This is a genomic window from Actinomyces oris (genome assembly GCF_006546825.1).
Taxonomy (GTDB): domain Bacteria; phylum Actinomycetota; class Actinomycetes; order Actinomycetales; family Actinomycetaceae; genus Actinomyces; species Actinomyces oris.
In genome coordinates this window covers 571,205-593,808 of sequence record NZ_VICC01000001.1, presented here as the reverse complement: position 1 = coordinate 593,808, position 22,604 = coordinate 571,205, and the positions used below count along the sequence as shown (strand labels likewise).

22 protein-coding genes are annotated in these 22,604 nt (G+C 70.1%); 12 read left to right on the top strand and 10 right to left on the bottom strand.

The window, feature by feature from the left end; translation table 11 throughout:
• Window positions 1-114: 114 nt before the first annotated feature.
• Window positions 115-1,125: a LacI family DNA-binding transcriptional regulator gene (locus FK267_RS02485; protein ID WP_141406131.1), complete on the bottom strand. Its 1,011-nt coding sequence runs from the start codon at window positions 1,123-1,125 to the stop codon at window positions 115-117.
• A gap of 198 nt (window positions 1,126-1,323) precedes the next feature.
• Here FK267_RS02485 and FK267_RS02480 point away from each other — a divergent pair, with 198 nt between their 5' ends.
• Window positions 1,324-2,004 (top strand): HAD family hydrolase, encoded by a 681-nt coding sequence (locus FK267_RS02480; RefSeq protein ID WP_141406130.1) that lies wholly within the window; start codon window positions 1,324-1,326, stop codon window positions 2,002-2,004.
• 157 nt (window positions 2,005-2,161) lie between these two features.
• On the opposite strand, the gene FK267_RS02475 is transcribed toward FK267_RS02480, so the two are convergent.
• Window positions 2,162-2,965 (bottom strand): TetR/AcrR family transcriptional regulator, encoded by an 804-nt coding sequence (locus FK267_RS02475; RefSeq protein ID WP_232211375.1) that lies wholly within the window; start codon window positions 2,963-2,965, stop codon window positions 2,162-2,164.
• A 423-nt stretch (window positions 2,966-3,388) separates the two neighbouring features.
• Here FK267_RS02475 and FK267_RS02470 point away from each other — a divergent pair, with 423 nt between their 5' ends.
• The 3 genes from FK267_RS02470 (at window position 3,389) to FK267_RS02460 (ending at window position 5,722) form a co-directional block, all read left to right on the top strand.
• On the top strand, window positions 3,389-3,979 hold the full coding sequence (locus tag FK267_RS02470; RefSeq protein WP_141406128.1) for a hypothetical protein: 591 nt from the start codon (window positions 3,389-3,391) through the stop codon (window positions 3,977-3,979).
• Window positions 3,976-4,605: an RES family NAD+ phosphorylase gene (locus FK267_RS02465; protein WP_232622494.1), complete on the top strand. Its 630-nt coding sequence runs from the start codon at window positions 3,976-3,978 to the stop codon at window positions 4,603-4,605. Before FK267_RS02470 ends, FK267_RS02465 begins: the two co-directional genes overlap by 4 nt.
• An 85-nt stretch (window positions 4,606-4,690) precedes the next feature.
• Window positions 4,691-5,722, top strand: a complete 1,032-nt coding sequence (locus FK267_RS02460) for a DUF3152 domain-containing protein (RefSeq protein WP_141406127.1) — start codon at window positions 4,691-4,693, stop codon at window positions 5,720-5,722.
• 157 nt (window positions 5,723-5,879) lie between these two features.
• Here FK267_RS02460 and clpB read toward each other — a convergent pair whose 3' ends face one another.
• Complete coding sequence (clpB, locus tag FK267_RS02455; protein ID WP_141406125.1) at window positions 5,880-8,561, bottom strand: ATP-dependent chaperone ClpB; 2,682 nt, start codon at window positions 8,559-8,561, stop codon at window positions 5,880-5,882.
• 244 nt (window positions 8,562-8,805) lie between these two features.
• On the opposite strand from clpB, the gene FK267_RS02450 reads away from it, so the two are divergent.
• From FK267_RS02450 to FK267_RS02425, 6 genes are all read left to right on the top strand, one after another.
• Window positions 8,806-9,492, top strand: coding sequence for a hypothetical protein (locus FK267_RS02450; protein WP_170198567.1), 687 nt, complete (start codon window positions 8,806-8,808; stop codon window positions 9,490-9,492).
• A 143-nt stretch (window positions 9,493-9,635) separates the two neighbouring features.
• Window positions 9,636-10,349: a hypothetical protein gene (locus FK267_RS02445; protein WP_141406121.1), complete on the top strand. Its 714-nt coding sequence runs from the start codon at window positions 9,636-9,638 to the stop codon at window positions 10,347-10,349.
• 321 nt (window positions 10,350-10,670) lie between these two features.
• Window positions 10,671-11,444, top strand: coding sequence for a hypothetical protein (locus FK267_RS02440; protein ID WP_141406120.1), 774 nt, complete (start codon window positions 10,671-10,673; stop codon window positions 11,442-11,444).
• Window positions 11,441-11,650, top strand: a complete 210-nt coding sequence (locus FK267_RS02435) for a helix-turn-helix domain-containing protein (RefSeq protein ID WP_141406118.1) — start codon at window positions 11,441-11,443, stop codon at window positions 11,648-11,650. The genes FK267_RS02440 and FK267_RS02435 overlap by 4 nt, the downstream gene beginning before the upstream one ends.
• 278 nt (window positions 11,651-11,928) lie before the next feature.
• Window positions 11,929-12,402 (top strand): MmcQ/YjbR family DNA-binding protein, encoded by a 474-nt coding sequence (locus tag FK267_RS02430; protein WP_141406116.1) that lies wholly within the window; start codon window positions 11,929-11,931, stop codon window positions 12,400-12,402.
• Between the two features lie 365 nt (window positions 12,403-12,767).
• A complete protein-coding gene (locus tag FK267_RS02425; protein WP_009407609.1) occupies window positions 12,768-12,950 on the top strand; it encodes an Rv0909 family putative TA system antitoxin in 183 nt (60 codons plus the stop codon).
• 221 nt (window positions 12,951-13,171) lie between these two features.
• Here the strand turns inward: FK267_RS02425 and FK267_RS02420 are convergent, their stop codons facing one another.
• From FK267_RS02420 to FK267_RS02405, 4 genes are all read right to left on the bottom strand, one after another.
• On the bottom strand, window positions 13,172-14,425 hold the full coding sequence (locus FK267_RS02420) for an ABC transporter permease (RefSeq protein WP_083303305.1): 1,254 nt from the start codon (window positions 14,423-14,425) through the stop codon (window positions 13,172-13,174).
• Complete coding sequence (locus tag FK267_RS02415) at window positions 14,400-15,113, bottom strand: ABC transporter ATP-binding protein (RefSeq protein WP_003788873.1); 714 nt, start codon at window positions 15,111-15,113, stop codon at window positions 14,400-14,402. Before FK267_RS02415 ends, FK267_RS02420 begins: the two co-directional genes overlap by 26 nt.
• Complete coding sequence (locus FK267_RS02410; protein WP_141406115.1) at window positions 15,110-16,285, bottom strand: peptidoglycan-binding protein; 1,176 nt, start codon at window positions 16,283-16,285, stop codon at window positions 15,110-15,112. Before FK267_RS02410 ends, FK267_RS02415 begins: the two co-directional genes overlap by 4 nt.
• Before the next feature lie 83 nt (window positions 16,286-16,368).
• The gene (locus FK267_RS02405; RefSeq protein WP_009407646.1) at window positions 16,369-16,836 is read right to left on the bottom strand and encodes a hypothetical protein; all 468 of its coding nucleotides are present in this window, start codon (window positions 16,834-16,836) and stop codon (window positions 16,369-16,371) included.
• A 178-nt stretch (window positions 16,837-17,014) separates the two neighbouring features.
• Here FK267_RS02405 and FK267_RS02400 point away from each other — a divergent pair, with 178 nt between their 5' ends.
• Both FK267_RS02400 and FK267_RS02395 read left to right on the top strand, forming a co-directional pair.
• Window positions 17,015-17,674 (top strand): response regulator transcription factor, encoded by a 660-nt coding sequence (locus tag FK267_RS02400; protein WP_075373865.1) that lies wholly within the window; start codon window positions 17,015-17,017, stop codon window positions 17,672-17,674.
• The gene (locus tag FK267_RS02395) at window positions 17,671-18,936 is read left to right on the top strand and encodes a sensor histidine kinase (RefSeq protein ID WP_198498125.1); all 1,266 of its coding nucleotides are present in this window, start codon (window positions 17,671-17,673) and stop codon (window positions 18,934-18,936) included. The genes FK267_RS02400 and FK267_RS02395 overlap by 4 nt, the downstream gene beginning before the upstream one ends.
• 80 nt (window positions 18,937-19,016) lie before the next feature.
• Here FK267_RS02395 and FK267_RS02390 read toward each other — a convergent pair whose 3' ends face one another.
• The 3 genes from FK267_RS02390 to FK267_RS02380 all read right to left on the bottom strand — a co-directional run bounded on the left by FK267_RS02390 (window position 19,017) and on the right by FK267_RS02380 (window position 22,585).
• Window positions 19,017-19,472, bottom strand: a complete 456-nt coding sequence (locus FK267_RS02390; RefSeq protein ID WP_141406113.1) for a collagen-like protein — start codon at window positions 19,470-19,472, stop codon at window positions 19,017-19,019.
• A gap of 259 nt (window positions 19,473-19,731) precedes the next feature.
• Window positions 19,732-21,060 (bottom strand): DUF418 domain-containing protein, encoded by a 1,329-nt coding sequence (locus tag FK267_RS02385; protein WP_141406112.1) that lies wholly within the window; start codon window positions 21,058-21,060, stop codon window positions 19,732-19,734.
• Between the two features lie 160 nt (window positions 21,061-21,220).
• On the bottom strand, window positions 21,221-22,585 hold the full coding sequence (locus FK267_RS02380; RefSeq protein WP_141406111.1) for a DUF418 domain-containing protein: 1,365 nt from the start codon (window positions 22,583-22,585) through the stop codon (window positions 21,221-21,223).
• Window positions 22,586-22,604 lie beyond the last annotated feature (19 nt).

Genomic DNA, 22,604 nt, shown 5'->3' with positions numbered 1-22,604 from the left:
TCCGCACCCGTACGCGCACAATGTCCCCGGCCGCGGACCCGGCCGGCCACGTCAGGCGGTACTGGATCGGCTGCATCGGGCAGTACGCGGCCGCAGAGGCGGTGAGACGCACCGTCAGGCCGAGGAGCGACGGATGATCGTGCCCGGCAGGAGCGTCTCAGCGGGCACCTCCTCGCCCTCCATGAGGGCCAGCAAGTGGGAGACGGCCACCTGCCCCATCTCCTCGAAGGGCAGCGCAACCGTCGTCAGAGCCGGATGGACCTGGTCAGCGATGAGCTCCTGGTCGTCGATCCCGATGACGGCCACGTCCTCACGCACCCTCAGCCCCTGTTCACGGATCGCGGCATAGGCCCCCATCGCCATGCGGTCGTTGCCGCACACCAGCCCGGTCAGCCAGGGGTGGTCCGTCAGGAGGCGGGAGGCGGCGGCGTACCCGTCCCGAGTGGTGCCATGGCCGACGGCCACGTGAACGGTGCTCCAAGGAATGCCGGCCTGCTCCAAGTAGGTCCGGCAGCCGACGCGCCGCCCCGGAGCGGCCTCACCGTCGTTGGGGTCGAGCTCGATGACGCCGATGTCGCGGTGGTGGCCCTCTAACAGCGCCTGCGCGGCCAGGCGCCCCATCTGCTCCTCGTCAGGGCGCACGCAGGGGAGGCCCGAGACCGGGTCGATGCAGTGGACCAGGACGGTGGGGATCTCGCGGGCCTGCGCCGGCATGCGAACCCGACAGTTCCAGCCGGTGGCGTAGATGATCCCCTCGACCCGGGACTTCAGCAGCGTCTCGAAGGCCTCGCCATCCACGGTGGCCTCCGTCGAGGTCGGCACGATGAACAGGGTGTAGCCGGCGGCCCGGACGCTGTCCTGGATCCCGCGGATCGTGGCGGCGGCAAAGGGACTGGTGACGATCTCAGAGACCAGGCCGATGAGGGAGGACCGGCGCGAGGCCAGGGCCCGTGCCCCGCCGTGCGGGCGGTAGCCGAGCTCGGCAGCCACCTGCTGGACGCGCTCGCGGGTCTGCGGTGGGATACGAGCCCCGTCGCGGTTGTTGAGCACGAAGGACACCGTGGTGCGCGAGACGCCGGCCGCCTTGGCCACGTCCGCCATCGTGGTCCTGTAGGTGTCGCCCACCCGCTCTCCTCCCGGCCCCTCCGACTGCGCCGCCACCTGCACACCCCGTTGGGTTCCGGCACGTGCACCACCTGGCGTCCTGACGGCAGTCTGCCAGGACGACGGCGCAGCGCATAACCCCGAGCGCCGGCAGGCGGGTCATGAGGCAGCGCGCCCGGCCCCTGTGCGCCGCACCACCCTCCGGTTAGGCTATTTCTCATGACGACCTCCCCCACTCCCAACTTCACGGTGCGCGCTGTCCTGTGGGACATGGACGGCACCCTCATGGACTCCCAGCCCTTCTGGGACGAGGCATTCATCCACCACTGCCAGGCCCTGGGCGGCGACCCGCACCCCGAGCTCGTCGCCCAGATGACGGGAGCCTCGATCCGTCAGGCCCGCGAGCTCATTGCCGCCACCGGCGCCACCCGCTCCTGGGACGATCCGGCCACGCAGGAGGTCTTCGAGGCGATCGCGCACGACGTCGAGGCCTCCGTGAGCGCCGCCCCTCCCCTGCTGCCCGGAGCGCTGCGAATCACCTCGGCACTGTCGGAGGTGGGGCTGGCCCAGGGAATCGTCTCGGCCTCTCCGCGCCGGATCGTCGAGAAGGTGGCCTCCGCGCTCGGCGACGTCTTCGCCGTCCTGGTCACCGGTGACGACGGCGTCGGGGCCAAGCCCGATCCGCTGCCCTACGCCACGGCGGTCGAGCGCCTCGACCTGCGCCCTCAGGACTGCGTCGTCGTCGAGGACTCCCCCACGGGGGCGGCCTCGGCCCGGGGCAACGGGATCCACGTCGTGCAGATCGGGACGACCAAGCACTTCCCGGCCGACCCCGGCCTCGTCGTCGTCCCGGACCTGGCCTCGATCACCCCGCACCTGCTGCTGTGGGCGGACCGCTGAATCGGTCCGGAATCAGGCGGGCCACCCGCTCACGACCGGCGCCCGAGGACAGGACCGGCTCGGGAACACGAGGTTCCCGAGCCGGATGGGATGGATAGGGATTCTGATGAGGATTCGTGGAGGCGCCGAGCCCAGGGCGACGCGGCGCCTCTGACCGTCAGGCGGCCTTGGGGCGCTGAGGGGTCTCCGGGGTCTCCTGGACCTCCCACTGGCTGCGCAGGCAGTCGGCGTAGAGGCGAATCTCCGCCACCAGGTCGGTGGACAGGGACTCCGCAGCGGCCGTCCCGGGCGTCGTCGAGCACAGCCACTGCAGCTGGAGGCCATCGATGAGGGCGACCAGGCTGCGCGCCACGAGGCGCGAGGGCATCTTCGGGTCCACGAGCCCGGCGGTCTTGCCGGCCTCGAAGCTGGACTCGAAGCGCTCGACGGCGCTGTTGAGGTGGTTGGCCATCCACCGGTGCGCCGGGTGCTCGGCATCGAGGACCGAGACCGCCGTCGCGGTGTAGATCGCCGTGAGGTCCCGGTGGGCGACGTTGCGCTCGAGCAGCTCGATGTAGCGCTCCAGCAGGGCCCAGGGGTTGCCGTCCAGGTCGGAGGCACCCGCGACGTCGAGGGTGTCCAGGTTGCCGATGGTGTCGACGGGTGCCTCAGCGGTGTCGCCCTCGGCGGCCGGGGACTCCACGAGAATGCTCAGGGCGTCCTCGCGGTCACGGCGCTCCAGCACCTTGCAGAAGAGCTCGTCCTTGGAGGAGAAGTGGTGCAGGAGTCCGGCCTTGGAAATGTCTGCCGCGTTGGCGATGTCGGCCAGGGAGGTGCCGGCATACCCGTGCTCTCCGAAGAGAACCACGGCTTCATTGAGGATGCGTGCTCGCTTGTCCTCGCTGCCCGCTCGGGGGCGCCCGGGTCCGCGCCGCCTAGCCGGGGCAGCTTGGGGCGAAGTCGGGGTACTGACAGTGTTCATGGCGGCATCATGGCACCTTCCAGTAAGGGAATTGCAAGGCAGAAAGGCCCTCATCGGAATAATCCGCTCAAGTGTGACCTCCACGTGCCCTCCCCGTGACGTGAGTGACGACTTGGTCTCGGTTTTCACACAATTAACCGGCTCCTACCAGCACAGAGTTCCCCGACCGCGCGGTCTGTTGGGGCTGCTGGGATTGCTGGCCACCACGACCTCCCGTCGTCACCCAGGCTCTTTTGTGATTTCATCCAGGTTCGCAGTGCAGCACCCCGATGGTCACAGTTGCATAACACTTGTGAGATTCTTGTTTCCGGTTCAAATACATTCCGCGAACCTCCCTGGCAGCCGGCCACCACCTCCGCCAGGGGCCACCGAGACGCATCGTGTACGCATGCACATGCACACTCAATGCATTACACTCACTCCATGACTGTTCTTGCCGGCCTGCTCGACCAGCTCGACCTCAGCGACGAGGAGCTCGCGGACGCGATGCGCGAGGCCACTGCCCGCACGTCGCAGGGCGGCGTCGGCCCGGTGTCCGCCGGCATGACCGACTTCCTGGCCCGAACCACCCCTCGCGGCCGCAGCAGGTCCACAGCCCGCACAGTGGAGCGCATCCTGTCCGATCGCACGTACGCCGAGCAGCTCACCGCCCAGCATGAGGCCGTCCAGGCGGCCTGCACGCTGGCGCGCTCGCTGAGCACCCGCCAAGTCGCCACCCTGCTCAGCCGGACAACGACGACGATCACCCGCGCGGCCGGGCGCACCCTCTACGCCTACCGAGAGGGGCGGTCGCTGAGATTCCCCACGTGGCAGTTCCATGAGGGCCGCCCGATCCCGGGCCTGGCAACGGTGGTGCCCGCCCTGCGCGAGGGACTGACGCCGGCCACCATCGAGGCGCGGATGACGACGTCGGACCCCGAGCTGCTCGACGGGGCGACACCCGCGCAGTGGCTGATCGCCGGCGGGGACCCGGCGGCGGTCGTCCAGCAGCTCTCGGATGCGGACCACCGGTGAGTCCCCGACCGAAGAATCCCCCACAGCCACCGTCGACGCTCGACACCCGCCCGGAGGACATCGTGACGGTGGAGCACGCCGAGCTCTCCCGCGTCGCCTTCGCGCTCAGCCCTCACCCCCTGCCGTGGGGCGAGCTGCGGACCTGGGGACCGCACCCGCGATGCCGCTGGGATCCACACCCGCTGCCGACGGGGGAGCATCCGGAGCACGGGGTCCTGTACACCGCCAGTGACCTGCTCACGTGCGTCGCGGAGGTCTTCGCCGATACCCGCGTCATCGACACGCGCAGCGATATGCCTCTTCTGCAGGTCTGGGAGGCGACTCGTCCGCTGCGCCTGCTCGATCTCACCAGCACCTGGGCGCTGCGCAACGGTGCCTCGGTCAGCCTCGACAGCGCCCCGCGCTCGACGTGCCGGGCCTGGGCGCGCGCCATCCGGATTCAGCTGCCCGACGTCGATGGTCTGCGCGCCCGCTCGACGATGACCGGGGGCGAGATGACAGTGCTGTTCTCCCCCGCGCGCAACAGCCTGCCGGCTCTGCCCCGGGACACCGCCCCGCTGGCTGACGCCACGCTCTACGCCCTGCTGAAGGCGCTCGCCCCCGACATCGGCTACGAGATCGTCTGAGCCTGCCCCGACGCCGCGTGTGACCTTGGGCGCGCAGGGGCGCCTCCCGGCGGGTTGGTCGGGCGTGCGCCCCTACGATGGTCGTATGCGTCCCTCGACCCCGCAGCCGCCGCGGCGCCCCTCCCGCCCCGGCCGCGCCTCGTCGTCGGCATCTGGACGCCGTCGAACATCCGCCGGTCATCGACGCAGCCCTGAGGGCCGCCCTTCCTCGCAGCGCCCTTCGTCGGACGCACCCGATCCCGCCAGCCGGCGAGCCCTCACCATCGCCCGCCGGGAGCGACGTCGGCGTCGCGCCCGCAGCCGGCTTCTGTACGGCACGGCCTTCGTCGTGGCGCTGGCCCTGATCGTCGTCGGACTGCGGGTCTGGGGGCTCCACCCCGGTTTCGCCCTGCCGCTGGGCTCCTCCGCACGCCAGCCCTCAACCCCGGCCAAGGCCACGGCCCAGTCCTCCGCTCGGGCGTCCGCCACCCGCACGGCCTCGCCGTCGGCCTCGGCCACCCCCTCCGCCTCACCGACGCCGTCGGCCTCGGCGCTGCCGTCCCCGCAGCTGGACTCCGAGGGCTTCGCGCACTCCGGCGCCGTCGGCAACGGCAGCTGGACCACCGCACCGGCCGTACCCGTCTCCCGGCCCGCAGCCGCCACCGTCTACCGCTACGTGCTACGGGTCGAGGGCGGCACGCATGTCGACGCCGCAGCCGCGGCCCCCATCGTGGAGCGCATCCTCAATGACGAGCGCGGCTGGCCCACCGCGCAGAACACCTCCTTCCAGCCGGTGGCCGACCCCGCGAGCGCGGACTTCACCTTCAACATCGCCACGCCGCCCAGCGCCGACGCCCTGTGCTCACCGCTGGACACCGGCGGCATGTGGAGCTGCCGCAACGGGAACAACGTGGTCATCAACTCCGACCGGTGGAACTGGGGCGCCGTGACCTACCCCGACGTCGACTCCTACCGCACCTACGTCACCAACCACGAGGTGGGCCACTTCCTCGGCCACGAGCACGAGTTCTGCGCCGGGGCCGGTCTCAAGGCCCCGCTCATGGCTCAGCAGAGCCACGACCTGGCCGGCGGCTGCGTGTACAACGCCTGGCCCACCCAGGACAACCAGCCCGGCTGAGGCGCGCGACGCCGCCGGCAGCATGAGCCGGCAGCGTGAACCGGCAGCACGAAGGGGGCGGACCCACCACTCAGGTGGGCCCGCCCCCTCATCACTGGCCTGTCACTGGCTTGTCACAGCCTGCGCTTCAGGCGGTCGGCTCGGTCGGGTTCCGGGCTCAGGCAGGCGACGCCGCCGAGGAGGCCGACGGCAGGTGCGCCTCGCCCTCGGCCCGCAGCGTGAGCCCCTCGGAGCCGTCAACCTTGTCGACGACGACCTTCTGCCCGTCGAGGACCTCCCCGGCCAGCAGCATGCGGGCCAGACGGTCGCCGATCTCGCGCTGGACGAGGCGGCGCAGCGGCCGGGCCCCGTAGGCGGGGTCGTAGCCCTCGTCGGCCAGCCAGCTGCGGGCGGCGTCGGTGACCTCCAGGCTCAGGCGCCGATCCGTCAGGCGCTTGGCGATGCGCGCCAGCTGGATCTCGACGATCTCACCCAGCTCCTCCTTGGAGAGGGCCTCGAAGATGATGATGTCGTCGAGGCGGTTGAGGAACTCCGGCTTGAAGGAGGCCTGAACCACGCTCATGACCTCGTTGCGCTTCTCCTCGGGACTGGTGAGCGGGTCGGTGAGGAACTGGCTGCCCAGGTTCGAGGTGAGCACGAGGATGACGTTGCGGAAGTCGACCGTGCGCCCCTGGCCGTCAGTGAGGCGGCCGTCGTCGAGCACCTGCAGGAGGATGTCGAAGACCTCGGGGTGGGCCTTCTCGACCTCGTCGAGCAGGACCACGGAGTAGGGCCGACGCCGCACGGCCTCGGTGAGCTGGCCGCCCTCCTCGTAGCCGACGTACCCGGGAGGGGCGCCCACGAGGCGCGCCACGGAGTGCTTCTCGGAGTACTCGGACATGTCGATGCGCACGATGGCGCGCTCGTCGTCGAAGAGGAACTCGGCCAGGGCCTTGGCCAGCTCGGTCTTGCCCACGCCCGTGGGGCCCAGGAAGAGGAAGGAGCCGGTGGGGCGGTCGGGGTCGGAGATGCCGGCCCGCGAGCGGCGCACCGCGTCGGCCACGGCGGCCACGGCGGCCTTCTGCCCGATGAGGCGCTCACCGATGACGTCCTCCATGGTCAGGAGCTTCTCGGTCTCCCCCTGGAGGAGCTTGCCCACGGGGATGCCGGTCCAGGAGCCCACGACCTCGGCGATCTCGGGGGCGCCGACCTTCTCGGCGATCATCGGCTCGCCGGCGGTCTGCTCGGCGGCGTCGTCGGCGGCCTCGGCCTCGCGGATCTGGCGCTCCAGGGCGGGCATGTCGCCGTAGCGCAGGCGGCCGGCCTCCTCGAAGTTGCCCTCGCGCTCGGCCAGGTCGGCGCGGGTGCGCATCTCGTCCAGGGCGGCGCGGAGCTCACCGACCTTGTTGTGGCCGGCCTTCTCGGCCTCCCAGCGGGCATTGAGCGAGGCCAGCTCCTCGGAGGCGTCGGCCAGCTCGGCGCGCAGGCGCTCGAGGCGGTCGACGTCAGCCGGGTCGGCCTTGGAGACGTCCTCGATGGACTCGTCCAGGTAGGCCTCCTCCATGCGCATGCGGTCCACGCGACGGCGCAGCTCGTCGATCTCGACGGGGCTGGAGTCGAGCTCCATGCGCAGCCGGGAGGCGGCCTCATCGACCAGGTCGATGGCCTTATCGGGCAGCTGGCGACCGGTGATGTAGCGGTCGGAGAGGGTCGCGGCCGCCACGAGGGCGCCGTCGGAGATGGTCACCTGGTGGTGGGCCTCGTACTTGGGGGCGATGCCGCGCAGGATGGCCACGGTGTCCTCGACGCTGGGCTCACCGACGAAGACCTGCTGGAAGCGGCGCTCCAGGGCGGGGTCCTTCTCGATGTTCTCGCGGTACTCGTCCAGGGTGGTGGCGCCCACCATGCGCAGCTCGCCGCGGGCCAGCATGGGCTTGAGCATGTTGCCGGCGTCCATGGCGCCCTCGGAGCCGCCGCCGGCGCCGACGACGGTGTGCAGCTCGTCGATGAAGGTGATGACCTCGCCGTCGGAGTCCTTGATCTCCTTGAGGACGGCCTTGAGGCGCTCCTCGAACTCACCGCGGTACTTGGCGCCGGCCACCATCCCGGACAGGTCCAGGGAGATGAGGCGCTTGCCGCGCAGGGACTCGGGGACGTCGCCGGCGACGATGCGCTGGGCCAGGCCCTCGACGACGGCGGTCTTGCCCACGCCGGGCTCACCGATGAGGACGGGGTTGTTCTTGGTGCGCCGGGACAGGACCTGCACGACGCGACGGATCTCGGCGTCGCGGCCGATGACCGGGTCGAGGCGGCCCTCCCGAGCGGCCTCGGTGAGGTCGGTGCCGTACTTCTCGAGGGTCTTGTAAGTGCCCTCGGGATTGGCGGAAGTGACGCGGGACGAACCGCGGACCTGGGGCAGGGCCTCGATGAGGGTCTCCGGGGTGGCGCCGGCGTCGGCCAGGATGCGGGCCACGGTGGGGGCGGAGCCGGAGGCGTCGCCCTTGGCCAGGCCGATGAGCAGGTGCTCGGTGGAGATGTACTCGTCAGACAGCTCCTTGGCGACCGTCGAGGCGGCCTCGAGGGCGGCCAGCAGGGAGCGCGAGGGCTGAGGCTGGGTCATGGAGGAGCCCGAGGAGGCGGGCAGCTGGGTGAGGATGCGGCGCGCGGAGGCGCCGACAGCCTGGCGGGCCGCCGCGTCGGGGCAGACCGCGGCCAGGAGTCCGGCGGCGACGCCGTCGGGCTGGGAGAGGAGCTCAACGAGCAGGTGCGCGGGCTCGATCTGGGGGTTGCCGGCCGCGGCGGCGGCCTGCATGGCCCCGGAGATCGCCTCCTGCGACTTGGTGGTGTAGTTGGTGTCCATGCGGATCTCCTTCAGAGGTAGTGACGTGTTGCGTCTTCTGGTCACCACAACCTTCGCAGAGTTGAGTCTATTCCACTCAACTTCTGAGACCGGCAGTGACGTGGGCAACTCCTTGGGGTTCTGCCGGAGACATTCCGCCGGTCATCGCGCCGACCTGCAACATGCCAACCAACCACTTGAAACACCGTTGTTCCACGACGCCGCTATCGTCACATCACGACCCCGTCCTCACCCCGGAGACATCATGAGAACCACGCGCGCCACCCTGGCCCTGGCCACCATCCTCATTCTGGCGGGCTGCTCGCAGACCAGCCCCTCGTCGGCGGGCTCGGCCGCAGCGACAGCGACCGGATCGGGCCCCGCGGCCGCGGCGACGTCGTCGAGCGGGGGCGGCGCGAGCGCCTCCGGCAGCACGACCCCCTCCATCCCGGCGGGCCACCAGGCGGTCACCGCACCGACATCCGGCCTCACCTTCGCGATTCCCGAGGACTGGGAGGACCTCAATGCTCTTCCCGAGGCGCAGAAGGCGCTGCTCGCCCGGGCCCAGGGGGTGGATCCGTCCACTCTCACCCAGCGCCTGAACAGCACCGACGCCTTCTACGGCCGGTTCTCGCAGAGCGGTGGCCTGTCCTTCAACAGCGTCGCGGTCGCCAAGGAGGCCGAGACCTCCTCCACACCCCCGTCCCAGGCGAGCCTGGATGAGATCATCACCCGACAGGGAGGCACGCCGACGGGCTACTCCACCAAGCCGTCCACCTACGGGCAGGCCGCCGTCGACACCTCCACCGCGCAGGTTCAGGGCACCCAGACGGCCGGCGCGGTCATCGCCGTTCCGACGTCGTCGGGCACCTACGTGCGCATCGCTGTGACGGCCGGCAGCGCCGAGGAGGTCGACACCATCGTGTCCACCATCCTCACGACGGCCCACTAGCGGGCAGAGGCGACAGCGAGCCTGTCACGGCGCAGTGACCGCGAGCCCTCCTTCAGTCCACGATGGGGAAGCATCCCCATCGTGCGTTCCCACCAGAACGTGATGCCCTAGGGAGCACACTCGCACTCACACACTGGAGCATCATGAAACCCGTACGCACCGCTGCGACCCTGCTGGCCGGCCTCGCCCTGACAGCCGCCCCCGTTCTGACCGCCTGCTCTCAGAGCACTGAGGGCTCCGACTCCTCCAAGTCGGCCGCCTCCGACAGCTCGGCAGAATCGGACAAGGGCGACGACAAGGACAGTGACACCAAGGACAGCAAGAAGGATGCCGAGGCGGACAAGACCAACAAGGGCGACGACAAGGCCTCCGCCAGCGCCAGCGCCACGCAGAGCGACCTGCCCAAGGCGACACCCGCGGGGTATCAGGAGGTCACCGCCCCCACCGTCGGCATCACCTTCGCGGTGCCCGAGGGCTGGCAGGCCACCCCCCTGGACGAGACATCCGACATCTACTACAAGGCCCCCGACGACGGCTTCACTCCTTACCTCGGCAACGCCAACGTCTCCAAGACCACCATTCCCGCCAGCAAGCCCTTGACCGAGGCCGAGCTGAGCCCTGCCCTCACCTCGATCCCCGGAGCGACCTCAACCGGCTACTCCACCGAGCAGACCGCCAATGGCGAGGCGGCCGTGCTCAACTACACCGCGAACATCGGGGGCCAGACGATCAACGGCGCCCTCATCGCAACCCCCACCAAAGAGAAGGGGAAGTACGCCATCATCTCCGTCAACGCCGGTTCCAGCGGTCAGTCCATCGACGAGCTGAAGACAACCATCCTCGAGACGATCCACTGAGCACCGCGCGTGTCACTCCGTCCGGGGACTTTCTCGTGCGGCCGGGGGCATTCGACGCCGTCGGGGACAGCAATCCCGTCCCCGCACACGCAGGATGTCCCCGGCCGGAAGTTTCCGCACCCGACCGCGCGCAACGTCTCCCATCGCGTGCAATGTCCCCCACCGCACACTACGTCCCCGGCGGTACGCACAACCTCCACCTGACGCCGTCGGCAATGGCTGAATGACAGAACCCCACCCCGGATGAATGCTTGACACGGGCGAACCTCAAGCGCACCATATCGACTATCGATGCATCGATAATCGATATGGAGTGTCATCATGACGACCAGCACTGAAGCCGACTCGGACACCGCCCCCGACGCCGACCTCGACGGCGGGATGACCGCCGACCAGTCCCCAGCGGATGACGCCGGAGTCACCCCCGGTGCCGGTGCCGACGCCGGCGTCGGCACCGGCAGCCTGGCCTTCACCTCATTCCTGGTGTTCCTGCTGTGCCTGTCCCCCTTCTACATGCTCGGCTCTAACCTGTGGGGCCTCATCGACGGCCGCGGACTGCTGCTGGAGTTCACCGACAGCGACCCCACCTTGGACCATCAGTTGTCCTTCAAGCACGCGACGATGGAGATGCTCGGTGGCTACTCGGTGAGCCACGGGATTCTGCATGGGATGTCCGGCGGCGCGCGGTTCCTCGTCGGCCTGGTTATCGTCATCCACCTCCTCCTCATCGCGGCCTGCGCCGTGGCCTTCGTCCGGTTCATCGCCGCGATCCGCCCGAACCGAACAGGATTCGTCGACCACCTCTTCACTCGGGGCGGTCACCTGTTCTGGCTGCTCCTGGGACAGCAGCTGAGCGCCTTGGCTCTGCACATCTCAGGCATGGCGATCTCGGACGAGTACCTCACCGGCGCCCGAGCAGACGGAGAGCTGACCGGGTTCATCCCCACCGGCAACGACATTCCGACCCTCAAGAGCATCATCATCCTCATCCTCGCCATGCATCTGCTGCTCGCTTTGCACCGGGTCTACCAGCGCTCTCGCTCCCTGGCCGCGGAGAACAGCGTGCTGCGCGAGGAGACCGAGGGGCTCGTGTGAGTCACGTCGTCTGCCACCTCGATGAGCTGCTGGCCGCCCGCGGGATGACGCTCGTGGAGCTCTCCGAGAAGGTCGGGGTCACCACCGTCAACCTCTCCGTGCTCAAGAACGACCGCGCCAAGGCCATTCGCTACTCCACACTCTCCGCCATCTGCGAGGCCCTGGGGTGCTCGGTCGGCGAGCTCCTGGAGGTCGTGTCGGACTGACCCGCCCAGTACGCGTCACCGGCGCCCCTCCCGCCGCCAGTCCTCGCCGTCGGGCGACTATTCCCTACAGCCGGAGACGCTCCACGCGGCCGGGGACTTTTCCTTCCAGCCGGGGGCATTCGACGCCGTCGGGGACAGCAATCCCGTCCCCGCACACGCAGGATGTCCCCGGCCGGAAGTTTCCGCACCCCGCCGCGCAGGATGTCCCCGGCCGGACGATTTTGCACCCGGCCGCGCGCCATGTCCCCAGCCATGGGGAGGACGTAGGCTCGACGTCGATGACAGCACCGCTCCGCCGCAGCCCTCGCCCCGACGGGTCCTCCACGCGCGTCGAGGAGGCCACCGTGGCTGCCCGGCGCGACGAACTCCTGGCCAAGGCGGCCACGCTGCCCGGCGCCTGGGCGGGGCACAAGCCCGAGTGGGACATCCCTGTCGCCTCCGTGGGCCCTCGCCTCTTCCTGCTGCTCATCCCCCACACCGACGGCCGCCTCCTGGCCAACGTCAAGCTCGACCCCGAGGACGTCGTCGCCGTGCGGGCCACCTTCGAGTGGGTGGAGCCGGGCTTCCACCAGTCCAAGCGGCACTGGGTGAGCATCGACCTCACCAGCCCGGACTACCGCACGGACGAGGCCACCGCCATGGTCGAGGACTCCTACCGGGTCGTCCTGTCCCTCCTGACCCGCCGCGTGCGCGAGGCCGTCCTGCTGGCCGACGCCGCAGGCTCCCCCGTCCGCCCCACCTGGCAGTGGTGAAGCCCGCCGCCGCTGACGCCCTGGCAGAACGGCCGGGGACATTGCGCGCGTAGGGGTGCGGATACTTCCCTACGGGGGCGTCCTGCGCGTTCGGTGACAGGATTCCGGTCCCCGACGGCGTCGAATGCCCCCGGCTGGAAGGAAAAGTCCCCGGCTGCGTGGAGTGTCCCCTCCCACGAGCGGTGCATCCACCACCAGACCCCACCGACCCCGGCCGCAAGAGAAAGTCCCCCGCCGCGTCAGTTGCCCCCGGCCGCAGCCCAGGGGCTGAGCCGCCCTCAGATGACGCGGCTGCGCAAACCTGGCACTATTCAGCCGAGGCCGTCGTCATCCGACGTCTGGCCACCCGACGGAAGGAGACACAGATGGGACTTGATGACCTGGCGAAGAAGGCCGGTGACGCTCTCAGCTCCGACAAGGCCGAGGCGATCAGCGACAAGGCGCTGGACGCCGCAGCCGGTGCTGCCAAGAAGGCGACCGGCGGCAAGTACGACGACAAGATCGACGCCGCCCGCGACGCCGTCGACGGCAAGCTCGGCACGGAGTGACCCGGCTGAGAGCCTGCCTACCCACAGGCACCGCGGTCTTCTGATCGCAGGAGTGAGGGCCCCGCACCATTCAGTGCAGGGCTCTCACGCGTTCCCGGCCAGCTGGGCTCTCCCCATCTCTTTCAAGCACCGGCCGCCACAGTCCGGTGCCGCCACCGCGGGGCCCAGCCGTCTCCCACCGGGACGTCTCATCCGCCTCCCCTCGGGCCGGCGGCGTTCGCCTACTGCGCGTTGAGCGCGGCGGTCGGAGGAGTGCGAGAGGCCCGAACGGCCGGGTACACGCCGGCCAGGGCGCCGATGGCGATGGTGACTCCCAGACCGCCGACGACGGCGATCACCGGCAGGCTGAAGGGCCAGCCGTTGGCGGCCGACATCCCGGCGGTCACCCCGATCCCGATGATGCACCCCAGGGCACCGCCCAGGGAGGCCAGCAGCAGCGCCTCGGTCATGAACTGCACGAGGATGTGTCCGCGCATCGCCCCCAGGGACCGCCTCAGTCCGATCTCCCGACGGCGCTCGAGCACCGAGATAATCATCGTGTTGGCCACCCCGATACCGCCGACGAGCAGGGCGATCGAGCCCACGCCCAGCAGCAGACCGGTGAAGGCCTTGTCGGCCGCGTTCTTGGCCTCCAGCGCGTCCGAGGGGCGCGAGACCTTAACCTCATTGGGGGCCTGCGGCGAGATCGACGGCGCCAGCAGCTTGCGCACTGTGGGGACGGCGGCGTCCTGGCTGCGCGTGTAGACGGTCGTCGGCTTGGCGTCGTGCCCCAGCAGGTCGCTGGCCACGCCCTGACCGATGAGGGCGGCATTGTTGAGCTCGGGGGCCAGCACCACCGGCTTGAGGATGCCTACCACGGTGAACCAGTTCCCGCCGATCCACACCTTGGTTCCCGGTGAGACGACGCCGAGGCGCTGGGCCGCCGTCTGCCCCAGGACCGTGGCCGGGTACTTGCTGGTGGCCTCGTTGAGCCAGGCGCCCTTGTCCACCTGTCCGGCCACGACGTCGAGCAGCGACTTGTCCGCGGCCAGGGTGGTGATGCCGCCCGAGGCGTTCTTGTCGATGAGCGGAGTGCGGTAAACCAGCGAGTTCTTGACCAGTCCGGTGCTCGAGGCGCTCTGGACGTTGTCGATGAGTCGGACCTTGCCGACGCTGTCCTGCGGCAGGGAGGAGGAGTTGCCGAACAGGTCCTGGCCGGCGGTGGCCGTCAGCAGGTTGGTCCCCAGCGAGTCGAGCTGGGCGGAGAGCTGGGCGCGGCTGGAGGCCGAGATGCCCACGACCGAGATCATGGCGGCGATACCGATGGCGATCCCCAGTGCGGACAGGAAGGCGCGGGTGGGGCGGGCCTTGATGCCGGTGCCTCCCAGGCGCAGCACGTCGGCCAGACGCAGCCGCGAGCGCTGGATCCGCCGGGCCGGGGCGCGGCCGGCCCGCTCGGCCGCGGACCGGTCACGCCGGTGCGTAGACGTCGTCATGGACGATCTCCTTCAGGCTTGAGTCCCCCACGATGCGGCCGTCGCGGATGGCGATCTGCCTGGGGAGCTGGGCTGCCAGCTCGTTGTCGTGGGTGATGACGATGATCGTGGTGCCTTGGGCGTGGAGCTCGTGGAGGAGCTCGACGATCGAGGCCCCGGAGGTGGAGTCGAGGTTCCCGGTGGGCTCGTCGGCCAGCAGCAGCGGGGGCTCGCCGACGACGGCCCGGGCGATGGCCACCCGCTGGCGCTCGCCGCCGCTCATCTGGTGGGGGCGGTGGTCGAGCCGGTGGGCCAGGCCGACACGCTCCAGGGCGGCCCGGGCGCGCCGGCGCCGCTCAGAGCGGGGGATCCCGCTGTAGAGCAGGCCGTCAGCGACGTTGTCGACCGCGTTGACGCCGTCTGCCAGGTGGAACTGCTGGAAGACGAAGCCGATGCGGCTGGCCCGCAGGGCCGAGAGCTTAGCGTCGGACAGGGAGCCGACGTCGACGCCGTCGATCTCGACGGTGCCGGAGCTGGGCCGGTCCAGGGTGCCGATGAGGTTGAGGAGCGTGGACTTGCCCGAGCCCGAGGGGCCGACGATGGCGACGAACTCGCCGTCGTCGATCTCCAGGCTCACGCCCGCGCAGGCGGCCACGGGCGGCTCACCGTAGGTGCGCTTCACGTCGCGCAGGGACAGGATGCGGCTCATGTCTGCGGCACCACCACTCGCTGTCCCTCGGAGATGTCCTGACCGGAGATCTCCACGCGCCCACCGGCGAACAGCCCGATGGTGACCGGCACCTTGCGGGTGGTGCCGCCGGCCTCGACGATCTCGACGCCGTACTGGTCGGCACTCAGAGCCAGCAGGGCCCCGACCGGCACCGACAGGACGCCCGTACGCTTCTCGCTGGGCAGGTCGACGGTGACGGAGACCTCCTGGAAGTTGGTGGTCGCCGAGGCGTCGGTGAGGGTGACGGTGATGGGGATGACCCGCTCCTTGGACTCACCCGAGCCGGAGCCGGCGCCGGACCCGGAGCCGGAGGACTTCTCGGTGGGGGTGCCCACGGAGGTGATCTTCCCGGCGGTCTTCTTGGCGTCGGGCAGCTTGATGGTCACGGCGGTACCGGCGACGGCGAGCTTCTGATCGGAGAGCTTGATGTTGGCGTCGACCACCTGGGTGGTGGAGGTGACGTCGAAGAGCTCGGTGTCGGCGGCGACGCGGTCCCCCACGCGGGCGGTGACCGTCCCCACGCGCAGGTCCCCGGGGGTGAAGACGATCCGTCCCAGTGGGAGGGTCCCGGTCCGGGGCAGGTCGAGGTCCTTCTGCCACTTCAGGATGGCGCTGGTGGTGGCCCAGCTGAAGTGGTCGTCGGGCTCGTAGTCGAAGTACCCCAGGTCCCGCAGGGCCGTCTCGAGTTGGCGGATGTCCTCGCCGTCCTCCATGCCGGCCTCGAAGCTGCGCCAGGCGGGCAGGTTGCCGCGCATGAGGTAGGCGGTCTCGTTGCCGGTGCGGTAGAGGACGTCGCCCTGGGTCAGGACGGTCCCGGAGGCCGGCACCTGGATGAGAACGCCCTCGAAGCCCGACTTGAACTTGCGCGAGTCGGAGTAGCGCAGGGTCCCGGACACCGAGGTCTGTCCCTGGAGGTCGCCCTTGGTGACGGTGTCGGTGGCGCCGCTGAAGGTCGACGTCGTCGGCTTGGCCTTGGCCGCGAAGGGGCCCGACCTGGAGGCGAAGGCGCCCGCACCAGCGCCCGCCGCCAGGATCGCGGCGGCCCCCATGGCCAGGAAGGCCCGGCGTCGGGTGCGGTGGGCCGTGCCCGGCTTGTCCGCGGTGCCGGTCGAGCCGTCGTCGGCCTGCGTGGAGGTGGTGGTCTGATCCATGTGTCTGCCTGTCTGAGTGTGTGTCTGCGCGGCGGTCCGGCCGCGCGAGCCTGTGGTCTGGTGGCGCCTGCAAGGGCGCGGTGTTACTTGCTCCCGACCTGGGAGAAGCACTTGTTCATGACGTCCTGGGGGATGTCGCCATTGATCTGGATGCCCTTGCCGGCCTCGGGGTCGGGCACGTCGTAGCCCTCCTTGCGCAGGCACTCGGCGGCCTTGACCAGGTCCTGCTGCGTCTCGGGCTTGGCGAGGTCCTCGGTGCCGGGGGCGGGGCCGACGATCTGCTCGCACTCCTGGGCGGCCTTGGTGGCGGCCTCGTTGTCGGGGAACTGCACGTTGCCGTTGGCGTCGGGGTCGGAGACGTCGATGCCCTTGTCGCGCATGCACTTGGCCATCTTGAGCAGGTAGTCGTCCCCGCTGGTGGCGGAGGCGGAGGCGGCCGAGTCCGCCTTCGAGCCCTGGGAGCATCCGGTCATGAGGCCGACGGCGCACACGGCGCAGGTCAGCACCGTGGCGGCGCGGGTGAGGATCCGGGTGTTGAGGGGCTGCTTCATGGGAGAGGGTCCTTTCGGCTCACGTGGGTCGGGGCGCGGTGGCGTCCGTTCGTTCGGGGAACAGCCAACCGGGAGCGGTGTTGCCACGGGGTTCACAAATTCGCTTATGTTGTGGCAACACAGGGGCTGGTTCGCTGAGGGACCAGCCGAAAGAATCCACAGTGAAGGAGGCAGGGCGATGCGCGTGCTCGTCGTGGAGGATGAGGAGTACCTGGCTGAGGCCATCGCCACCGGGCTGCGGCGTGAGGCGATGGCCGTGGACGTCGTCGGCGACGGGGCCAGCGCCCTGGAGCAGGTGGCGGTCAACGACTACGACATCATCGTCCTGGACCGGGACCTGCCCGTGGTCCACGGCGACGAGGTCTGCCGGCGGGTGGTGCGCGACCACCCCAGCACGCGGGTCCTCATGCTCACCGCGTCTCGGACGCTGGACGCGCGCGTGGGCGGTTTCGAGCTGGGGGCGGACGACTACCTCACCAAACCCTTCGAGTTCCCCGAGCTGGTGGCCCGGCTGCGGGCCCTGGGGCGACGCAGCCAGCCGGCGCGCACCCCGGTCCTCGATGCCCACGGGGTGCGCCTGGATCCCTTCCGCCGGGAGGTCTACCGGGACGGGCACTTCATTCACCTCAGCCCCAAGGAGTTCGCGGTCCTTCAGGTCCTCATGGAGGCCGAGGGCGGGGTGCTCAGCGCCGAGACGCTCCTGGAGAAGGCCTGGGACGCCAACGCCGACCCCTTCACCAACTCCACGCGGGTGACGATTTCCCACCTGCGTCGCAAGCTCGGTGAGCCGCGGGTGATCCAGACGGTCCCCGGCGCGGGCTACAGGTTCAGCGCATGAGCGGGCAGGGGGCTGCGGGGACCCGGGCCGACGACGCGGCGCGGCCCGGCGCCGACAGCTGGCCCCACGGCGCCCGGCCGGGCCGCACGGAGCACATGCGTCGCGCCCGGCACCTGAGTATCCGGGCCCGTCTGACCCTGACCTACGCCGGGATGGTGACGGCCGCCGGCGTGGTCCTCATCGCCCTGGTCTACTTCTACACGCGCTACGTCACGCTGAGCATCCAGATCGGCGACCCGGTCGGGGAGACCGCCGCCGTACCGGTCTCCCAGGTCGGCGAGGCCGCCAAGGTGGACACGAACCTGTTCGATCTGCTCAGCAGCATCATGCGCTCGGCCGTCGGCGCGCTGGCGCTGCTCGTGGTGCTCTCCGGAACTGTCGGCTGGATCCTGGCGGGGCGGATGCTGCAGCCGCTGTCCTCGATGAATGCGGCCGCCAAGCGCGCCGCCTCGGGAGACCTCAGTCAGCGGCTGGACCTGTCCGGCCCGCGCGACGAGATCCACGACCTGGCGGACACCTTCGACAACATGCTGGCCTCCCTGGAGCGGTCCTTCTCCGTCCACCGCCGGTTCGCGGCCAACGCCTCCCACGAGCTGCGCACTCCCCTGGCCACCACGCAGACAATGATCGACGTCGCCCTGTCCGACCCGCAGGCCTCGGCCGAGGATCTGCGCCGGGTACTGACCCGGGTGCTGGAGACCAACCGCGCCAACCGGGAGACGATCGACGCCCTGCTGGACCTGGCCGACGCCCAGTCCGGGAAACTGGCCCACGAGGACGTGGATATGGAGGCCACGGTCCGTGACGCCCTGGGCCTCATCGCTCCGGAGGTCGCCGAGCACCACCTTCACGTCTCCACCCACCTGCTGCCCGCCCGGGTCCCCGGGGATCCGGTGCTGCTGCGTCAGAGCGTCTCCAACCTGCTGCGCAATGCGGCCCGCTACAACGTCGAGGGCGGCCGCATCACCGTGGGCATGGCGCGTCTGGACGACGGCGTGCGCCTGACGATCCGCAACGAGGGCCCCGTGGTGGCGGCCGAGAGCGTGGAGTCTCTGCGCGAGCCCTTCGTGCGCGGCGAGGGACGGGGGCGGACCCGGGGCTCCGGGCACGGGCTGGGCCTGGCCATCGTGACGGCGGTGGCCACCGCGCACGGCGGCGAGCTGCGTCTGAGCGCCAACCCCGACGGCGGGCTGACGGCCGTCCTCGAGCTGCCGGTGGGTCAGGCCGGGGACGACTCGGGCGCAGCCGGCTCCAACGACTGACGGTCGCCGGCCGCGAGGGCCGGCGACCGTCAGGGTCGAGCAGCTGGCTGCGGCGGAGACGAGACTCCGCCCGGCAGCGACTAGTTCTTCTTGCCGGAGTTGATGACCAGCTCGATGAAGAGGCGAATGAGGCCGATCTGCGTCACGATCCAGGGGGCGTCGAAGAGCAGGCTCAGCAGGAACTTGCCGAAGTTGAAGCTCCGGCTCTGCGTCTCGATGTCGTAGTTACCAGCGATGTCACCGGCGTTGTAAGCCGAGTAGAGCCAGTTCGCGACCAGGGCGATGGCGGCGATGTAGAAGAACACCTTGCCGAACTTCTCGGCGAAGGGCTTGGCGGTGTCGAAGAGGTTGCCCATGAAGCTGTCCCCCGCCGGAGCCTGCGGGAAGGGCTGGCCGGGGGCGCCGGGAGCAGCAGGCGCGCCGGGAGCGCCCTGGAACTGCGGCTGGGGCGGGTAGGGCTGCCCCGAGGCCGGAGCCGAGGGTGCCGAGGGCTGCTGCTGGTAGAAGGGCTGACCAGGGTTGGGGGGCTGAGTCATGAGGACTGTTCGCTTCCTTCAGAGTTGGGGACGCAGGCAGGCTACCGTGTCAACGATGCCCTGTGAAACGCTCAAGTCACCCCTCACGTTCTGCGAGGCGACTCACAGTCCTCAGGACATGGTGCGATGACGCGCCCTGAAGGCTGTCACCAGGCCGTCCCACCATACAGAATCCCTGAAGGCCGGGGTGGGCAGGCACCCGCCGGCCCGCGGGGAAGCCCTCCCCATCGTCCTGGGCGCCTATCTGTGTTCCGGGCTCTCAGCGCACCAGGTCGTAGGTGCTGGAGGTGCCCACCGGTGAGGCCGGGGTCGGAGGGGCAGGAGGGGCCAGCAGCCGGCGTCGGCGCTCACTGCGGGCCACGGCGGTGCGCAGCAGGGTCTCGAAGGGGCCGGCGTGACCGCCGCGCTCCAGGGCGGCGCACAGACCGACTGTCACCAGCCAGACCGCCAGCGCGATCCCGGCGGCCCGAGCCTCGCCCAGGTGGAGCTCGATTCCGGTCAGGGCGGGCAGGGCCAAGAAGATGATGGCGAAGAGGAAGGTCTGGCTCAGGTAGGCCGTCATGGAGCGGCGCCCCACGGTGGAGGCGAGCCGACGCAGCCCCGTCAGCCGACCATCCGGCCGCGGCCCACCGGCGTACAGGGACAGCAGTGCCAGCCAGCCGCAGGCCCCGGCCACGCCCGTGAGCGAGTGAAGGGGCATGGTCCAGACAACCAGGTGTCCACCCGCGGCCCACACGGCGAACCCGATACCGCCAGCGGCCGCTATCCCCAGACCGCCCAGGCCGACGGCGACCAGGAGCCGGCGGTGGCGCTCGGGATGGGAGATGAGGTCGGTGTCGGCCAGCCGGGCGCCGAGGAACATCGCCGGAACGATCATGGAGAAGAACAGCGCCGAGACCAGGCTTCCACCCCAGGACAGGAGTCCGTCGGAGACGTAGGACAGGACCGTATCGGTCGAGGCGCCGGCCCCCTGGTGCGCGTCCGTCGCCGAGGCGGCCCCCTGGGAGGCCAGGAAGCTGCCCATGTTGAGGAAGGTGGTGGTGCCGGCAACAACGACGACGGCACAGAAGGCCACGGCCCGCTTCCAGTGCTTGCGGGCGATCCAGCCGGCGAAGATGACGGCGACCAGGCCGTAGGGGCCGATGATGTCACCGGAGAAGAGTACGGCGTGCACGGCGCCGAAGAGGATCATCCACAGGCCCCGACGCCGCACCAGGCGACGGGCGTCGACGGTGGCCTGCTCACGGGCCCAGGCCGCCTCCTGCGACGTCGGCTCACGGCCGTCCTCCACGCCGGGCAGGGAGCTGAGGTAGGACGCGGCACCGGAGGCGATGCGCCGGTTGACCATGGTGACCAGTCCGAAGCCGAAGAGCATCGCGAACAGCGGGTAGGCACGCGAGTCGACCAGGAGGGAGCGCACCCACAGCCATGCCGTGTCGACCGCATCAGACGGGGCGGAAGCGTGCGTCACATCGGTCCAGAAGGGGATGTTGGCCAGGGCGATGAGCAGGAGCATGAAGCCACGGGCCACATCCGGGGACGGATAGCGCACCCCCCGAGTGTCGGTGAATGACGTCGTAAGTTTCATGCCCTCCACGCTAGGGGGCGGCCACCAGCGCCACCTCCCCCTGCGGAGCCATCATGACGGGCTGATCCTCTCCTCCCCGGAGAGCGGACCGAGCCCTGGTCCTCCTCCCGGAGGACCAGGGCTCTTCCGTCTTGCGATGGCAGCGGGCACCGCCCCGCTCTCAGGCTCCCGCGGTAACCGAGGCGCTCGTCGACCGACCGAGGAACTGGGCCGCACGCTGGGCGGGGATCTGCTGGGGGAACGGGTTCGTGCGGCTGCGCTCGCTGCGAGCGACGGCGATGCGCAGGAGGGACTCAAAGGGACCGGGCATGCCGAGCCGCTCAAGCACCGCACACAGGACCACGGTCGTCAGCCAGACCATCACCGCCACTGCGGCGGATGCCACCACTCCCAACTCCAGGGGCCTCCCGGTCAGCCGCGGCGCGATGACGAAGATGCCGGCGAACATGACCGTCTGGGACAGGTAGGCGGTCATGGAGCGGCGCCCCACATTGGACAGCAGCCACCTGAGGCCGGTCAGCCGGTTGTCCGACGTCGGCCCGCCGGCGTAGAGGGCCAGAACGGCGAGCCAGCCGCAGCCCCCGGCCAGGCCCAGGACCGCGATCAGGGCGGAGTCGGCCTCCCAGGACTGAGCGCTGGTGAGCGGAACCAGGAGCTCGTGAAGCGCGCCGAGTGCCCCCAGGGCCAGGCCGCCGATCCCGGCCACCGTCAGCAGACCGCGGTGACGCTCGGGGTGGGCGATGAGGTCGGTGTCGGCCAGGCGGGCCCCCAGGAAGGCGGCGGGAAGAATCATCGTGGTGAAGGCAGCTCCCAGAGCGGTGAAGAACCACTCATTCACGTTGGTCACGAACCAGGGCAGCGCTGACGCCACGGACTCACCTGCTCCGGTAGGTGCCGCCGCCGGGGCAGCGGGCCCCGCCACACCGGCCGCCTCACCTCCGGGGCCCATGAGCATGGCCAGGACCACCGTCACGATCTGGAACAGAAGAATGAGGGCGCACACCGCCAGCTGGCGCTTGTGGTGCTTGTGGGCGAACCACCCGGCGAAGACGACGGCGACGATGCCATAGGTGCCGATGATCTCCGAGGGGAAGAAGGCGCCGTGGATGAGCCCAAACAGGACCATCCACAGGCCGCGGCGCCGCACGAGGCGGCGGGCATCGATGACGGCCTGCTCCCGGGCCTGGTCGAGCTCAGCCGCCGACGGCGCCCGGAGCCCGCCGGTCAACTGCTGGCAGTAGGCGTCGATGCCCGATGCCATGCGCCGGTTGACCATGGTGGCCAGCCCGAAGCCGAAGAGCAGTGCGAACAGCGGGTAGGCGCGCTGGTCGATGAACAGGGCACGTATGAAGGCCCAGGTCCTGTCGGCGGTCGATGGCGCACGGCCCTCGGGACCCGCCACCCAGAACCCCACATTGGCCAGGGCGATGAGCAGCAGCATGAAGCCGCGGGCGACGTCGGGGGCGGGGTAGCGCAGGCCGCGGGAACCAGTGAATGAGGTCGCGGAGGAAGTCGTCGTGTTCATGACTCGACCGTATGAAAAC

What these genes read in the sequence shown, in the direction of transcription:
- FK267_RS02480 (WP_141406130.1), top strand. Translation starts at nt 1,324, where the DNA reads ATGACGACCTCCCCCACTCCCAACTTCACGGTGCGCGCTGTCCTGTGG.
- FK267_RS02475 (WP_232211375.1), bottom strand. Translation starts at nt 2,965, where the DNA reads ATGAACACTGTCAGTACCCCGACTTCGCCCCAAGCTGCCCCGGCTAGG.
- FK267_RS02470 (WP_141406128.1), top strand. Translation starts at nt 3,389, where the DNA reads ATGACTGTTCTTGCCGGCCTGCTCGACCAGCTCGACCTCAGCGACGAG.
- FK267_RS02460 (WP_141406127.1), top strand. Translation starts at nt 4,691, where the DNA reads ATGCGTCCCTCGACCCCGCAGCCGCCGCGGCGCCCCTCCCGCCCCGGC.
- clpB (WP_141406125.1), bottom strand. Translation starts at nt 8,561, where the DNA reads ATGGACACCAACTACACCACCAAGTCGCAGGAGGCGATCTCCGGGGCC.
- FK267_RS02450 (WP_170198567.1), top strand. Translation starts at nt 8,806, where the DNA reads ATGAGAACCACGCGCGCCACCCTGGCCCTGGCCACCATCCTCATTCTG.
- FK267_RS02445 (WP_141406121.1), top strand. Translation starts at nt 9,636, where the DNA reads ATGAAACCCGTACGCACCGCTGCGACCCTGCTGGCCGGCCTCGCCCTG.
- FK267_RS02440 (WP_141406120.1), top strand. Translation starts at nt 10,671, where the DNA reads ATGACGACCAGCACTGAAGCCGACTCGGACACCGCCCCCGACGCCGAC.
- FK267_RS02430 (WP_141406116.1), top strand. Translation starts at nt 11,929, where the DNA reads ATGACAGCACCGCTCCGCCGCAGCCCTCGCCCCGACGGGTCCTCCACG.
- FK267_RS02425 (WP_009407609.1), top strand. Translation starts at nt 12,768, where the DNA reads ATGGGACTTGATGACCTGGCGAAGAAGGCCGGTGACGCTCTCAGCTCC.
- FK267_RS02420 (WP_083303305.1), bottom strand. Translation starts at nt 14,425, where the DNA reads ATGACGACGTCTACGCACCGGCGTGACCGGTCCGCGGCCGAGCGGGCC.
- FK267_RS02415 (WP_003788873.1), bottom strand. Translation starts at nt 15,113, where the DNA reads ATGAGCCGCATCCTGTCCCTGCGCGACGTGAAGCGCACCTACGGTGAG.
- FK267_RS02410 (WP_141406115.1), bottom strand. Translation starts at nt 16,285, where the DNA reads ATGGATCAGACCACCACCTCCACGCAGGCCGACGACGGCTCGACCGGC.
- FK267_RS02405 (WP_009407646.1), bottom strand. Translation starts at nt 16,836, where the DNA reads ATGAAGCAGCCCCTCAACACCCGGATCCTCACCCGCGCCGCCACGGTG.
- FK267_RS02400 (WP_075373865.1), top strand. Translation starts at nt 17,015, where the DNA reads ATGCGCGTGCTCGTCGTGGAGGATGAGGAGTACCTGGCTGAGGCCATC.
- FK267_RS02395 (WP_198498125.1), top strand. Translation starts at nt 17,671, where the DNA reads ATGAGCGGGCAGGGGGCTGCGGGGACCCGGGCCGACGACGCGGCGCGG.
- FK267_RS02390 (WP_141406113.1), bottom strand. Translation starts at nt 19,472, where the DNA reads ATGACTCAGCCCCCCAACCCTGGTCAGCCCTTCTACCAGCAGCAGCCC.
- FK267_RS02385 (WP_141406112.1), bottom strand. Translation starts at nt 21,060, where the DNA reads ATGAAACTTACGACGTCATTCACCGACACTCGGGGGGTGCGCTATCCG.
- FK267_RS02380 (WP_141406111.1), bottom strand. Translation starts at nt 22,585, where the DNA reads ATGAACACGACGACTTCCTCCGCGACCTCATTCACTGGTTCCCGCGGC.